The 13,540-nt window shown below is 54.4% G+C and carries 11 protein-coding genes and 1 pseudogene; 2 read left to right on the forward strand and 10 right to left on the reverse strand.

What is annotated here, in order from left to right; all coding sequences use genetic code 11:
- Window positions 1-9: 9 nt before the first annotated feature.
- A complete protein-coding gene (locus tag AC2FJF_RS22255; protein WP_282121153.1) occupies window positions 10-1,305 on the reverse strand; it encodes a carbohydrate porin in 1,296 nt (431 codons plus the stop codon).
- Complete coding sequence (locus tag AC2FJF_RS22260) at window positions 1,302-2,651, reverse strand: metal-dependent hydrolase family protein (protein ID WP_282121154.1); 1,350 nt, start codon at window positions 2,649-2,651, stop codon at window positions 1,302-1,304. Before AC2FJF_RS22260 ends, AC2FJF_RS22255 begins: the two co-directional genes overlap by 4 nt.
- Window positions 2,652-3,327: 676 nt before the next feature.
- Between AC2FJF_RS22260 and AC2FJF_RS22265 the strand changes: the two genes are divergently transcribed.
- Together AC2FJF_RS22265 and AC2FJF_RS22270 are read left to right on the forward strand one after the other, a co-directional pair.
- Window positions 3,328-4,266: an AraC family transcriptional regulator gene (locus AC2FJF_RS22265; protein WP_282121155.1), complete on the forward strand. Its 939-nt coding sequence runs from the start codon at window positions 3,328-3,330 to the stop codon at window positions 4,264-4,266.
- On the forward strand, window positions 4,263-5,162 hold the full coding sequence (locus AC2FJF_RS22270) for an SMP-30/gluconolactonase/LRE family protein (protein WP_282121156.1): 900 nt from the start codon (window positions 4,263-4,265) through the stop codon (window positions 5,160-5,162). The genes AC2FJF_RS22265 and AC2FJF_RS22270 overlap by 4 nt, the downstream gene beginning before the upstream one ends.
- Window positions 5,163-5,308: 146 nt before the next feature.
- Here the strand turns inward: AC2FJF_RS22270 and AC2FJF_RS22275 are convergent, their stop codons facing one another.
- The 8 genes and pseudogenes from AC2FJF_RS22275 to AC2FJF_RS22310 all read right to left on the reverse strand — a co-directional run bounded on the left by AC2FJF_RS22275 (window position 5,309) and on the right by AC2FJF_RS22310 (window position 13,508).
- Window positions 5,309-5,707 carry a potassium channel family protein gene (locus AC2FJF_RS22275; protein ID WP_282121157.1) on the reverse strand — a complete coding sequence of 133 codons (399 nt, stop codon included), beginning with the start codon at window positions 5,705-5,707 and terminating at the stop codon, window positions 5,309-5,311.
- Window positions 5,708-6,451: 744 nt separating this feature from the next.
- A pseudogene (locus AC2FJF_RS22280) lies at window positions 6,452-7,057 on the reverse strand (IS110 family RNA-guided transposase); the annotation flags it as partial.
- A gap of 53 nt (window positions 7,058-7,110) precedes the next feature.
- Window positions 7,111-7,818, reverse strand: coding sequence for an IS6 family transposase (locus AC2FJF_RS22285; RefSeq protein WP_282121158.1), 708 nt, complete (start codon window positions 7,816-7,818; stop codon window positions 7,111-7,113).
- Window positions 7,819-8,121: 303 nt separating this feature from the next.
- Window positions 8,122-9,159 (reverse strand): hypothetical protein, encoded by a 1,038-nt coding sequence (locus tag AC2FJF_RS22290; protein WP_282121159.1) that lies wholly within the window; start codon window positions 9,157-9,159, stop codon window positions 8,122-8,124.
- A gap of 86 nt (window positions 9,160-9,245) precedes the next feature.
- A complete protein-coding gene (locus tag AC2FJF_RS22295) occupies window positions 9,246-11,081 on the reverse strand; it encodes a relaxase/mobilization nuclease domain-containing protein (protein WP_496727245.1) in 1,836 nt (611 codons plus the stop codon).
- Entirely contained in the window at window positions 11,078-11,497 is a 420-nt protein-coding gene (locus tag AC2FJF_RS22300; protein WP_282121161.1) for a hypothetical protein, read from the reverse strand. Before AC2FJF_RS22300 ends, AC2FJF_RS22295 begins: the two co-directional genes overlap by 4 nt.
- Window positions 11,498-11,970: 473 nt before the next feature.
- Entirely contained in the window at window positions 11,971-12,171 is a 201-nt protein-coding gene (locus tag AC2FJF_RS22305; RefSeq protein ID WP_142638766.1) for a hypothetical protein, read from the reverse strand.
- 734 nt (window positions 12,172-12,905) lie between these two features.
- Complete coding sequence (locus AC2FJF_RS22310) at window positions 12,906-13,508, reverse strand: class I SAM-dependent DNA methyltransferase (RefSeq protein ID WP_142638764.1); 603 nt, start codon at window positions 13,506-13,508, stop codon at window positions 12,906-12,908.
- Between the last annotated feature and the right edge of the window lie 32 nt (window positions 13,509-13,540).

Below are 13,540 nucleotides of genomic sequence, written 5' to 3' on the forward strand. Positions count from 1 at the left end.
TGCACCGCTTCAAAAAGCGATGCGCGCACGCAGACCCAACAGCGCGATCGTGTCTTCGGTTGGATTGAACGCCGGATTATGGATAATCTGGAAGCTCGGCGTAAGCTCGATGCCCTCGGTCAGCTGCCACTTCTGAAAGACCTCAACCGTGATTTGGTCGTCCAGCCCCGACCCAAATGTGTCTTCGTTAGGGCGGCTCCAGTTAACACCAACACCAAGAATATTGCGGCTTGGATCCTGCGTGTAGCCAAATCCAGCACTCAATGCGGCCTCATAGAGGCTACCGCCCCCTTCGGACCAGCCGCCGCGCAGAAATGGGAACCAATGATCGCCCACGATCTGGCTGACACTGAACGCCACACCATGGCCCTTTGGCGTTCCGGCCTTTTTGCGTTCATCAATCTGCCAGAACGTCAGGTGCGCGTTGTTGACGAAGCGCGCTTTTTGGCCCGTAGTCCAGCCGATCTCGACTGACTTAAAGGTCTCACCCTCACCGAAAAGCGTGTCCCATCCAGCAAGCGGATCCGAAGCATCCGCATTGGCATCCGCGATGCCCGCCGACACATATACATTTTCGTTCAGAAAATAGCCGGCCGCCACACCAAGGGAACCGTCCGGCAACCCGCCAATAGTGCCAGATCCGGTCTGAAATGCGAGATTGGAGAACCCGCTCCATGGGCTCGCAAGGGCATAAACATCCACGTAGTCCGTCACGTCCAGCCAGCCGACATAAGCAACACCGCGGCCCTGGGCGAAATTCTGCTCCCAGTAAAGGTGGGTTGTGCGCCATCCCTGGTCACTGAAGACCGAACTCACCAGTCCCGCATAGCCCAGCTCCGCACCGAAGCCGGTCACGGGAACATCCCCGAACTTGTGCCGGTTCTCGAATTTGAACACGAGACTACCGCTGTTCGCTGAACCACGGCCCGCCAGCTCCCAAGAACCGAAAAGCCGGAATGCGCCACCGCCAGCCGAGTCTTCGCCAAGGCTGGCAGAAGCGGTATATCCCAGGGCGTTGTAGTCGAAGCCGAAATCTAGACCGGTCTTCTCTTTAATCGTCGCTTTTCTGTCCGACCAGGTTTTCTGAAGGTCGACATCCAGTACATCGTCCTTTTCCTGATCGTCGGAGGCAAGCAAAGATGGCGTCGAGTCCGGCCCAGCAAGGACATCGCCGGCCGACTGAGCATGGAGCGAAACCGGCAGGCCGCAAAACAAGACCGAGGCAAATAGCCCAATCTTTGCGCGGTTCGTATATGAAACCGCATAGTAAGCCGGCGCGGATTTCTGTATGCAGAGGCTATTCATAAAGTATCCTTAAAAATTTTGCCGCCCTTCATGATGAAGCCCAGCCCACTCTCTGGTTCAGCCAGAAGTGAAATGTCTTCGAGCGGATTTCCGTTGACCAAAAGGAGGTCGCCGTAAGCACCTTCCTTGATGACCCCAAGCGGTCCGTCCAAGTAGGGGTGGCGTCGCCCAGACCGTTCAAAAAGCTCCGCATTCAAAGAGGTTGCCTGACGGAGAATATCGACTGGCTCGTAATAGGCAGTACGCGCCACAAACTCCTGACTCTGGAACGGACCAAGGTCGATCGTTCCCAAAATATCGGTCCCAAAGGCCATTTTAAGACCAAGCGCCTTAGAGCGTTCGTATCCGTTGGTCGCTCCTGCCTGTGCCTCAAGGTATTTTGGAACGGAACTCCCAGTCATTCCCGCCTGTTCAGGCCCCACGCTGAAAGACAAAAACTGGGTCGAAAAAAAGATGTCGGCGTCTTTCATCATTTGCATCGTTTCTTCGGACGCAAAGAGGCCATGTTCGATTGATCGTACACCTGCTTTGATAGCGTTTTGTATCGCCATATCGGTATAGGCGTGGATCGTTGCATAGGTGCCCCAATTTTTGGCAGCCTGAACGATCGCAGAGAGCTCTTCCTGAGTGTATTCTGTGACGTCTAGAGGGTCGTGTGCACCAGTAATTGAGCCAGAGCCCATGATCTTTATCTGGGTCGCGCCATATCTAAGTATTTCCCGGGCTGCTTTCTGCACCTCGGGCACACCGTCGGCAACAATCGTCCAACCCCGCAAATATGCGGGGTCTATCTGGTTGGTGAAATGCGGCGACAGATAATTCATCCTTGGATCGAAGTCACCATGGCCAGATGTCTGAGAAATGAAGAACCCTGACGGAAGTATTCGGGGACCCGGTACAACGCCACTGTCAATTGCCTGTTTGAGCCCGAAGGACGGACCGCCCATGTCGCGCACGGTTGTGAAACCGCGCATCAACATGCGCTCTGCGCTTTGAGCGGCCATGGCCCCCGTGTATTCTTGCGGGGACGCGTAAATCAGATTTTCAATGGTATCGTTCCACATGATGTGGACATGTGCGTCGCTCATTCCGGGCGTTAGTGTTCGCCCGTCGGCATCGACCACGGTGGCATCAGCGTCCGACAATGCCTCGCCCACCTCAGCGATCATCCCATCGCGCACCAAAACGTCGAGCCCGGTCATCAACTCTTCTGATGTTCCGTCAAAGATTTTTGCACCGCGGATAAGCGTGGCTTTGGTTGAAGGGACCTGCGCGCGTCCGGCATTTGGAAACACAGATGCTGCGGCACCCCCGGCAACGAAGGCTCTGCGATTGAGTTTCAACATCAACCATCTCCTGAAAAAATTTGCATCAATTAAAAACGATAACCGGCAACCACGCATTTGGGGCCATATTTCGAGGTCCAAATCTTTCACCTCGCCATCCGATATGAAAACTTCATGTGTCGCACGTCTAAGTTACGCGAGTGCAATTCGCAGTGTCCGAGGGACTGAAAGGCCCATTGTGCCAAGTAGGTGCACCGACAAGGCGTTGCAGTGCGGACTTCGGCAATGCAACCAATATTGAACGCGGAGCTGGAACTCAGGTGAAACTCGTTTTGATGTCAATCCAGCAACAACATGACGTCTTGTCACTAAGCCGAATTTTGAGCACCAGCTGCTGAAACGACCAACCGCACAGAATAATCATCTGCGCCGTTTCGAAGCCGGCAGCGGCTCAATTACGGAGGTCAAGTAAGAGGATCATCTCCCCATCAAATCAACCTGCACGAGATTTTCACACGATTTTTTGTCGTGACAGACATCAAGGCATGCTCCATTGTTGGTAAACACAATTTTTTTCGCCATCTGCGCAACTATATTGCGCAGGTTCTTCGGCTTGTTGTTGATTTCTGTAAAGATTGGTTTTTGATCTGCTGTGATAAGTGATTTTGATACACAATCTGGTTTGTTTGCCCCTTCGGACCTCGGGAGGACATTGGGCCTGCGCGCAATTTCAACTATGCGCGAGCAAAACATCGGGCTGCCGGTTGTCGAAGGCGGTATCGTGTTTTTGGGTAATCGCCGCCCAACGATGCGCGCTTTCAAGATGGCAGGACGAAATTGCGTGATCACGCGCATGCATGTGCCACAAGCTTATACCGCCTACAATGTTCCGGATCCAAATTGGATCACCCTGCATATCCCTCTTACGTGGAGCGGGGACTATGTTTTTGATGGATACCAAGTCAGCGAGGGCGATGCCTTTCTCGCAGACTGTTTGAACGGCTACTCGACAGCGGGCGAGAACCGTGACGCCATCACTTTGGGAGCAACACGCGAAGCAATTGAATCAGCAATGCGATCCATGAATGGCGGGTGTGATAGCTCTTTCGAATTTGGCGCATCTATTATTCAGCCGAGCACTGTCCTGTTGCAAGCCGTTGCGGGGCAGATCCACGCCGCGATGGAGGTGGAGCGTTCACTAGGGGCTCGCCAAGAATTACATTTTATGCCTGAAGTTGCTGAGCGCGACTTCATAGATGTTTTGGCTATGGAATTCCGTTCGGCCGAAAGTGCGAACGCAGTAACAAGAGGACTAAGCCGTCGCGCCGTAGATGTGGTTGCCGAGGCACGCCAGCTTACACTCGCGCACTCTAGTTCCGTACCCAGTCTTTCAGAAATCTGCGCGATAACGCGTGTCGGTCAAACCCGTCTCTTTGAGTGTTTTCAAGAGGTTCACGGCTTGGCGCCGTACAAATGCCTTATGGCATTCAGGCTGAGCGCCGCACGCGAAAGATTAACCGACAAAGACAATCCGCCACACTCGGTGAAGCAAGTCGCTCTGGAAACGGGTTTCACCAAATCAGGGCGTTTTGCGGAGTGTTTTCTCAGACAGTTCGGTGAACTCCCATCTGAGGTTCTTAATCAAACCCAAAACGAGGCGTTGATGAACACATGACAAACGAGACAACAGTTATTTGCGAGGGCTTAGTTTGGCCTGAAAGCCCGCGCTGGCATGCTGGAGAGCTTTGGATAACGGAGGCCTTTGCGGAAAAGTCTGGAGTTAGGTCTGTCTCTCTAGATGGAACGCAAACACTACATATCCCGGTCTCTGGTGGACCCGCTGGAATGGATTTTCTGTCCGATGGTACGGCGGTGTTAGCTGCTGCGTTCGATCGAAAAATCCTCAAGCGCGGCCCTGATGACGAAGCGTTCTCAACCTTCCTTGATCTTGACGGCATTGCAGCTTACCCCAATGAATTGATTGTTGGGCCAGGCGACCGAATTTTCATCGCAGACAGCGGCTTTCAGGTCGGTGTCGATCCTTACCAGTCAGGGCGACTTATTGTTGTGGAAACAGACGGAACCGCAAGTGTTCTCTGCGACGAGCTGCCCTTTCCAAACGGCCTTGCTATCACGCCCGACGGGCGAACGCTGACCATGGCAGAGTCATTCGCAGGCCGCCTGTCGCAATTGAAATTTGGCTCTGATAACAGTCTCTTGGAACACTATGTACACGTCGCCTTTGATAACCTCGGCGTGATTGAAGACTTCGAAGCAACCTTCACACGCAAGTCCGCTCCAGACGGAATATGTCTAGACGAAGCTGGTAACATATGGGTTGCTAACCCGCTTGAGGCCAAAGTCCGATGTATCTCTCCTACGGGTAAGCAGGTTGATGAGGTTGTGATCTCTCAAGGTGGAATTGCATGTATGCTCGGTGGCCAAAATGGCACAACCCTCTTTGTTTGCACCGGTGATCCACTTGCGATGGCGCAACAAAACGGCCGAATAGAGATAGCAGAAGTCGATGTTCGCGGCGCGGGTTATCCACGATCCGTCATCCCCCAATAGCATGTTAAGTCATTGGTCTGGACCAGACTGCATGAGCCAACGAGAAATTTTCCCTTAATACGTAGATCGCTCACTTCTCAATTCGGCGTGGCCAAAATGAAAGAGGCTCATCGCCTCTGGCACTGCGAAGGAGGGATAGATCAATATCACTCAGTGTCTGATTCAGGCGAGTGTGCTGGCTTCAAAGCCTCTGTGCTTGCGGCCTTATCCTTTAAAACTCTCTCATTCTCAACATGGGTTAGAGCCCGAGCAAATTGTGTAAACAACAAAACGAAAACCCCCACTCCGACAAAGATGTAAACGACGGTAAAAATCTTCCCCAGATCAGTCTGCGGCGACAGATCGCCCAGACCTACCGTGGATACTGTGGTGGCGCTGAAATAGAGTGAGTCCGTCCAACTCCAGCCTTCTACGCTACGATAAAACACGGTGCCTGAAAAAAGAATCAATGATGCGAGCACAAATCCAGCTCGAAAATCGGGAATGCTCCAAGAGCGTCCAATTGCCTTAAGTAGGCGAAGTAAATTCAGGCCAAGCGACATCATGAACAAGGGTGCTCCCACCAAACCAAGTGTCCTACAAAACCAATTGATGCACGAGATTTCAGGTGTAGGCAATGACGGTATATTTTGGGAATGTCAGGGGCGGTCCGAACCTGTGGTACTTTCGACAGAACAGGAGACCGCGGAGCGCCGGGTCAAAGCCAAACTTTGGAAGGATCGAGCCGAAACACCGCAAAGCATTGAAAGATGGGCAGTGGACCTAGTGCACAACCAACTTGCCGGACGCCCAAATATACGTGTGCTGCCTAAAGTGAGGCAACCATTTCGGGCAGGTTTGCAGCGTTTCTATGGTGCATCCTGTTTATGCATCTGCCGATTTTTGTATCTCCGCTTGTGCGACGAACACAGACAACGCGCGCATCCAGCCGAAACATAACGTCGTTTTTGGGCTGGTGCAGCCCTATCCATGGACACCTGAACGGCGGCTTTTCCCAGGCCAGCGCCGTCCCGCAAAATAAACTTCCGCACGGCAAGCCGAATGGCCTGTGTGGATAGCTCCTGCATAGCAAGACATTTTTGACGTAATTTTGCACTGGTCAGAAGCAGACGTGTGTCCGGCCTGTTTGCGCGGCACTCGTAGCCTCTGGCCCTAATGATTTCCGCGGCCAAGTCCCAAACGGCTTATCGAACAACAATGTGTCCCGGACATTCGACGGGGTGTCTTGGTTGGCGGGCTGACTGTGCGCCATCATTTCAAAGGTCTTTCTGTCTCGGGTGTTACTTTTCTTAGGCTGCGTGAGGTCGATAATATTCGTTCTTGGTCAGCACCGCCCAGACAATGCGTGCGGTCTTGTTCGCCATCGCGACGGTCGCCAGTCGAGCGGGCTTGCGCTCGAGAAGACCGATCGCCCATGGATCGACGCGGTCAGGATTCACTTTCATTTGTCGCAATCGCGCGGTCATGCCGGTCACCAAAAGGCGCCGGATGTACCGGTCGCCCATCTTTGTAATGCGCCCTAATCTTTCCTTTCCGCCGCTCGAAAAGTTCAAGGGCGTCAGACCAAACCATGCCGCAAATTGTCGACCATTCTTGAACTGTTTAGCATCGCCGACTGTCGCAACAATGGCTGAAGCAGTGACAGGCCCAACGCCTGGGATCGTCCGCAGAAGCATAACCCATTTGTCCAGTTTTGAGTGAAGCCGCATGCGCATCACGTACCGACGGAACCGGAGGTGCATCGCAACCAGTTGGTGGCTGAGTTGTCTGAGAACATCGATTGCGATCTGCGGTAGGGCCGGGTTCTCTCCTTCGAGAACACCTTAGGCGTATTTGACCGCGGCTCCGGTTCCTTGTGGTATGATGACACCAAACTCGGCGAGCAGGCTGCGAGGGACTGTTGCGTTAATCTTCCGAGGTCGGATTGATGCGGTCGAATGCCTTCGGATCAAGCGGTCTCAAACAGCCGCGCGATGAACTGGATCTCCGCGATGACGCCTGGTTGCTTGTAATAGATGTGGCCGCGTTTGATGGTTCGTATTGTTTCTCTGCCGCTCAGGGTCGCCTTTGCTGATCGCAAGGATTGAAAGCTTTGGCGGTATTCGAGCAACCGTTTCAGTGCCGCATGATCGCTCTCAATCAGATTGTTTCGCCACTTTCGGTCAATGTGCCGAATGCTGTCGAAGCGCGGATCATAACGACGATTAATTTCGTGAATCACACGCCGATAGGCGGGGGCTTTATCAGTCACGATGGTCACGGGCCTGTGCAAGCGGACGCGTTCAATGGCCCTGTTCAGAAAGGCCTTGGCGGCTTTTGCATCTCGCCGGGCTGTGAGCCAGAAGTCAACCATCTGGCCGTTGGCGTCGACAGCGCGCCAAAGGTAGCGCCACTTGCCACCGACGCGGATGTAGGTTTTATCTACGTGCCAGTCGACGCTAGCACGGCGCAGGTGTTTCTCAGTTCGTTTGGCCAGGTCAGGGCCGAACTTCTGAACCCACCGAAAGACTGTCGACCTGTCAACGTCTACGCCCCGTTCGGCCAGCAGATCGACAACGTCTTGGTAGGACAGTGGAAACCGAAGATACCAACGAACAGCGCACAGAATAATCTTACGCGGGAAGCGGAGGTGTTTGAATGGCGATTTACGGGACATTAGCAACCCCAACACACTGAAAGTCACCAAAGTTGCCGATTAATGCAACAGTCCCGTTTACAATGGCCGCTCTAGTGACCTCGGCTGCAGTGCAAAGATGGCCGTGCTGCAAGTGCGAGCAAATGCTGCGTCAGTAATATCCGCGAAAGCAAACGGCAACTCCGTCCGCGTTGCGGTCGCACACGTCAACGGCAGCGAAGGGTCGTTTTCCAAAAATCCTGTACGGAAGATTCCATCCCGCCCTGTTTTGCGCCGAGCCTGAATTTAGCCCTGTTGCATCAATAAATACCTTCTGCTCGGCAATTACAGACTGTGTCCATCATACTCATGGACGTGGGTAGCCTGTTCGCGGGTATGGGCAATCTCTTGCACCACGGCGGCAATCTTGCTGGATGAAACCTGGTGCAGCTCACCGACAACGGTCTCGGCGCGCTCGTAGCTGTCCGGAACGCCTTGGCTGTTGAAGTGGGCAGCAGCGGTGGAAATGTCCGCGCCTTTCCAAGTCGCCGTTGTGCCGACTGAAACGCTGTCATGATCGTTGTAGCGAGCCAGGAACTTGTTTCCATCGAGTCCGAAGCTGTTGGCGGTTGCAACAATGTCGTCACGCACTGCCAGCCATTTTTCGGCGTCGGACGGGTCCAGGTTGTCCAACTCGGCCGCATTCATGGATGTGGTGTAACTGTCATCAGTAACAGCGTACGCCTGCAGGTCAGTGTCGTATGGGCGCAATTCTGCAACATCGCCCTTTAGCTCGCCGATCTGCACGTCCATGGCGGCACGTAAGTGCGGATCTTCGACCTCTCGTGCAAGAGCTTCCATATTCTCGATAGAGTTCACAATATCCTTGGTCTGCTGTTCGTAGTTCTCAAAACCGGCCTGCCCCAGAGCGGATTGCATATACTGAACATAGCGATCACCGGGAGACTGGTATTCGTCGGAATCCTGAAAACCTTTGTCGCCGGACAGATCCGCAAGGGACGAATAGTAGGGGTGAAACAGGTCGTATTCCTGAGCATCGTTCATGTGCTGAGAAACCAAAGCCTGCATATCGCTCAGATCAACGGGCTCCCCTGACCGCTCCGCAGGCTCTAACTCGATTTTCAGTTCTTCGACCAGATCTTGTTGCGCCGTATGTTCATCTACACGACGGCTCGCCTGGTCCTCGATGTCGAAGCTGTTTGAAGCGATGGCGGCACGATCATAGCCCATCGCCCGCTGTTCTTTCTTGATAATGTTGATCTGCTCTGAAACGCGATCCTCGCGCGGGGCGGATTGATCAAATTGGGAATAGGGTGCGAAGTGTTCGACTTCGTTCAAAAGATAGTCTGTACGCGAAACCATAGTTGTTCCTTGGCGAGCTGATGGAAAACTCTGTGAGGGTTCTGCCTGGGGCGTTGGCGCGCTCATCAGGCAGACCGGGTGAAGTGTTATAAACTGTGTCCGTCATCGTCACCGCGCCCTTGCAACAGCGGGTGTGTTGCGTGGGCGTGAACCTCTGAGAGTTCTTCTGAGATTGCGATGATCTTGGAAGAAGCAAGCTGGTGCAGCTCGTCAACAACGGCCTCCGCGCGGTCGTGGCTGTCCGACAATCCTTGAGCCTGGAAGTGGGCTGCGGCGGTCGAAATATCGTCGCTGCGCCATCCCATTGTTGTGCCCAAAGTGACGTTCTGATGGTCGCCAAAACGGGCAACGAACGCCTCACCATCGAGGCCGTAGCTGCTGGCCGTGTCGCTGACTTCGTTGCGGATCGCCGCCCACTTGTCGGCCTCTGGGTAATCCAAGACATCCATTTCGGCGGTGCCCGTTCCCATCATCGTTGAATAGCTACGGTCCTCGATGATGAAGGCTTGAAGGTCCGGATCGTTGGTGCGCAGATCCGCCACGTCGCCCTTCAGCTCGCCAATCTGAATATCCATAGCGACACGCAAATGAGGGTCGTCAACCTCACGGGCCAGCCCTTCCATCTTGTCGATGGATTGCAACAAATCTTTGGTCTGAGTCTGGAAGTCCTCATAGGCCCCCTCACCCAAGGTGTCCTGCATATAGACCTCGTAGCGGCGTGCTGCCGGGGCATAATCAGCGGACGCCTGGAACGCCTTGTCATCGACAATATCAGCAAGGGCAGACAGATACGGATGGCTCTGTTCGTTGTCCCGAACGTCGCTGATATGGGCAACAACCTTAGCCTTCAGCTCGGGTGCTATTGTTAACTCAGAACCGCCTAATTCGATGTGTCGCCGCAAGTTGCTCATGACTTCGGGCGACACGTAAGACGGGTCTCCTGGCTCGCCGTAATCATCAAAATGATGGGCCTGATCCAGCAGATGTTCCATTCTCGATACCATAGGTTCCTCTCCTTCAACGAGCATGATGGCGTACTCTTCGATCCGGTCTTTGACGGCGTTGGCGCGCTCATCAAACAGATCCGACATTCTTGCGATGGATAGAGTCATCACATCGGCGGCCATGTCGCGGGCCATAACTTCGACTTCCGGAGTGCTTTCAACAACCGACATTCCGGCCTGAACTTTCCAAGTGTCGGTCTCAACTTCCTGCCGCAAACCGCGTTCAACGCGGGTCGTCGCGGTCAGCTCAATTCCGTATTCCTCAGCGACCTCGACCTGGATAGAGCGCTGAACGTCGATGTTCATTTCGCTGCTCATTCCCATAGCCAACCACTGCCCACGTTCGACGCCTCGGTTGTTCACAACGATGTGGACATGGGGGTTGTCAGTGTCGTTGTGGAACACCGTCAGGTAGTCCCAGGTATCGCCAAAATCACCGCTTCCAAACAGACGATCTGCAAACTCAAGACCCGCCTCATGAGCCGCATCCGGATAAGTCCCTTCCGGGAAGGATACGATCATATGGCGGGTATATCCGTAGTTGGTTTTCCCGTTGAAATCCTCTGCCCAAGTCTCGATCAAATCACTGACCTGATCGGCATCGAGCGGGGTAACGCCATTGTCTCGGATGTCCAACACACCCTCTGCCCTGACGGTCAGATAGTTGATCTGGCGGCGCAGCTCATGCGCGTTGTTCACCCCGCCTTTGCGGACGTGTTTCACAACCGCCTCGGGCTTTCCGAGCACGGCACCAAGCCGCGCCTTGATGGACGACGCCCGCGAAACCATGAACTTCATACGCTTGGCTGTCTGCAGTTGCTGATTGATCCGCTTGGAACGATCGACACCCTTCTGAGCCTCACGGAAGGCAAGTTCCAGGAAGTCTCCGGCTGTCAGACCGTGGGCTGCGGCGTTCATTTTTCTGGTGTCCAATCGTCGTCGCGCAAGATCCGGCGAATGGCGGATTCTGGCTCTCGGTTTCGGCGGGCCGCTGTGATCATCGCCTTCAAATCTTGCCGGTGCTGGATGATCGCGCGATGGAGATCTTCGACATCGCGGCGGTCGTCATCCGTCCAGATCACCGTGCCGCGCTTAGCCGATTTCGCAAGCTGATTGAGGTTGGTGTATCCACCCTGAACCTGCCGCAAGTGCTTCTGCCAGAGATCCACAACAGCAGGGTCGGGATCGAGATAACCGATCAACCGATAGATCAGACGCTGGATGATCTGATTGCGGCTCTTGGCTCCCAGCACACTTACAGCTGCCTCCAAACGCTCCAGCGCATCCACTGGCAAGCGTACGGAAAAGACAGTGGTATCGGCGGGCTTGCTCAATGCATACCTCTGGTTGTATTTTCAGTTTGTAACACAACTACCTTATCCTGTCATACTCTCCAAGAGGAAACCGGGGGTGATTTTAGAAATCCGCATTTTCTAAAATTGCCCTCGGAACAGTTTTGCTCTTGGAGGCAATCTCCACGCCGGGAAAAGGGTCCCGCCCCTTTTCCAGCCAGCAGGCGTGGGTGCCGGTGGACTGGCGCAGGGCAATCACGCAAAGCGTGGGCTGCCCCGAACAGCGCCCGTCACATACCGGCACGTTCAAGGTCAGTATGGCATTATTCGCGCGCCTCAGCGCGCTCTGTTTCCCGCCGCATGCGCGGCGGGTGTGGCAGGGTTGAGAGCTGCCGCACCGCGGAAGGTCACCGCCCCTGCCCGGTCCTTGGACCGCGCGCCACACGTGGCGCATCTGTGGTCCGGGTTTTGGCCGGAGCAGAAGAAAGGGCGGCTTGTGCCGCCCTGCCCTTATGTCATTCGGTGACGGGATCGTCATCGGTGCGCTTCGGGAAGGCCACCATCTCGACGCCGGGGAACATGCTGTGCTTGACCTGGATCGAGGTGATGTTGCCAGTCTCATCGGTGTTGACGAAGAGAACCCCGCAACGATCCCAGAAGTTTTTGCCTTCTTTTTCACCGGTCTTGACGTTCAGTTTCAGAGTTTGAGTTGCCATTGTTTGATCCTCGCTATGACGTGTTTCGGTGAACATGGGAAAAGCGGGCATCAAGGGGACGTCAGCAGGGAATTTGGTCCGCGCGGAATGCGCCGCAGGCGCAGGGGAAATCCCCTGTTGAAGCGCGATGCCCGGACCGGGCACCGCGCGTCTTCCCCGACTGCCCGCTTATGTTCATCCCTTCAGAAACACGGCAGCCTAGGATTTTCTGAGGCAACGAGTTTGAAACTGTCAGGCCAAGTGAAAAGGCAAAAATTTCTGGGATCGTTGCACGCGGGTCATTTGAACGTAGCGATGTAGTTTATGGCAGCAACATTGCTTCGGTCCGACGCAGGCGCGGCGCACAGTTTCGAGTGCGGAGTGCGGGGTGTCCTTTCTCAACCGGTATGACACTCGTCCTAAAGAATGGAGGGCCGCTAGCGGTGCAAGTCGCCCTGTTGAATTGGCGGAGGCCAAAGACCGGACGGTCCGGCCCTAGTCCGCGCTTGCGCGGATCAGGTGATCAGCCGGACTCAATTTGGCGGGGTGGAATCTGACCAAATAACTTCCGCCACCACTCAGACTTGAGCTTCGCTGCCAGAAGCAGAATTGCCTGGTCCAGGCTCATCGGGCGAACTGGAGCACGAAGCTTTCAAGGAAAGGGTACCTGTTCATCCGAAAGTCTTGAACGCACTTGAGCAATATCAATGGCCGGCTAACTGGACGCACTGGTTGTCACCCATCCACACTCAAATTCATTCCGGATTGCGAATGCCCGCTCCCATCAAAACCGGCATCGTCCGCGCATCAGAATTGATTTCGAATACTTGTTCGACCCGAATGGAGCCTAGTCGTGCCGCCTCCAGCGCGGCCTTCATTTGGTTCAGCGTCAATCCAAAGCCGTCATCATCTGACGCTTGCCAATCCCACTGCACAAAATGCCCACCCTTGTTGAGCAAACCCGCCAGTACTGCCACGGCGCCACTGTAATCTGGAAGAAAGGCGCAAACGGAAGACGCGCAGATCAAATCGAATTCTGAAAACTCATTCCCTAATTCCGGAACATCTCCAGCCAGCATATCTCCGTGAACGGCCCTGACATTGTGCAGCTGTTTGTTCTGAAGGACGTCAATCATATTCTCCGAAGTATCAACCGCGAAAACTTCCGCCACATGCGGTGCAATTTTCTCCGCCAGCAATCCGGTACCACATCCAAAGTCGAGCACGCGTTTTGATCGCCAATCCTTCCCACGAAGATTCAAGTGGTCGTCGAGCGAGGCAAAAGCGTGGTTTGCGTAGCGTCTAACGTCGCTGTTGTCGTCCCAGCCATCCGCATAGTCGTTCCAGTCATCGGTCATGTTGCTTACGCTTCCTTGTGGGATTTCATCGG

Source organism: Ruegeria sp. CDSB013 (assembly GCF_059611165.1).

Coding starts and splice junctions, on each gene's coding strand:
- AC2FJF_RS22255 (WP_282121153.1), bottom strand. CDS start 1,305: ATGAATAGCCTCTGCATACAGAAATCCGCGCCGGCTTACTATGCGGTT.
- AC2FJF_RS22260 (WP_282121154.1), bottom strand. CDS start 2,651: ATGTTGAAACTCAATCGCAGAGCCTTCGTTGCCGGGGGTGCCGCAGCA.
- AC2FJF_RS22265 (WP_282121155.1), top strand. CDS start 3,328: ATGCGCGAGCAAAACATCGGGCTGCCGGTTGTCGAAGGCGGTATCGTG.
- AC2FJF_RS22270 (WP_282121156.1), top strand. CDS start 4,263: ATGACAAACGAGACAACAGTTATTTGCGAGGGCTTAGTTTGGCCTGAA.
- AC2FJF_RS22275 (WP_282121157.1), bottom strand. CDS start 5,707: ATGATGTCGCTTGGCCTGAATTTACTTCGCCTACTTAAGGCAATTGGA.
- AC2FJF_RS22285 (WP_282121158.1), bottom strand. CDS start 7,818: ATGTCCCGTAAATCGCCATTCAAACACCTCCGCTTCCCGCGTAAGATT.
- AC2FJF_RS22290 (WP_282121159.1), bottom strand. CDS start 9,159: ATGGTTTCGCGTACAGACTATCTTTTGAACGAAGTCGAACACTTCGCA.
- AC2FJF_RS22295 (WP_496727245.1), bottom strand. CDS start 11,081: ATGAACGCCGCAGCCCACGGTCTGACAGCCGGAGACTTCCTGGAACTT.
- AC2FJF_RS22305 (WP_142638766.1), bottom strand. CDS start 12,171: ATGGCAACTCAAACTCTGAAACTGAACGTCAAGACCGGTGAAAAAGAA.
- AC2FJF_RS22310 (WP_142638764.1), bottom strand. CDS start 13,508: ATGACCGATGACTGGAACGACTATGCGGATGGCTGGGACGACAACAGC.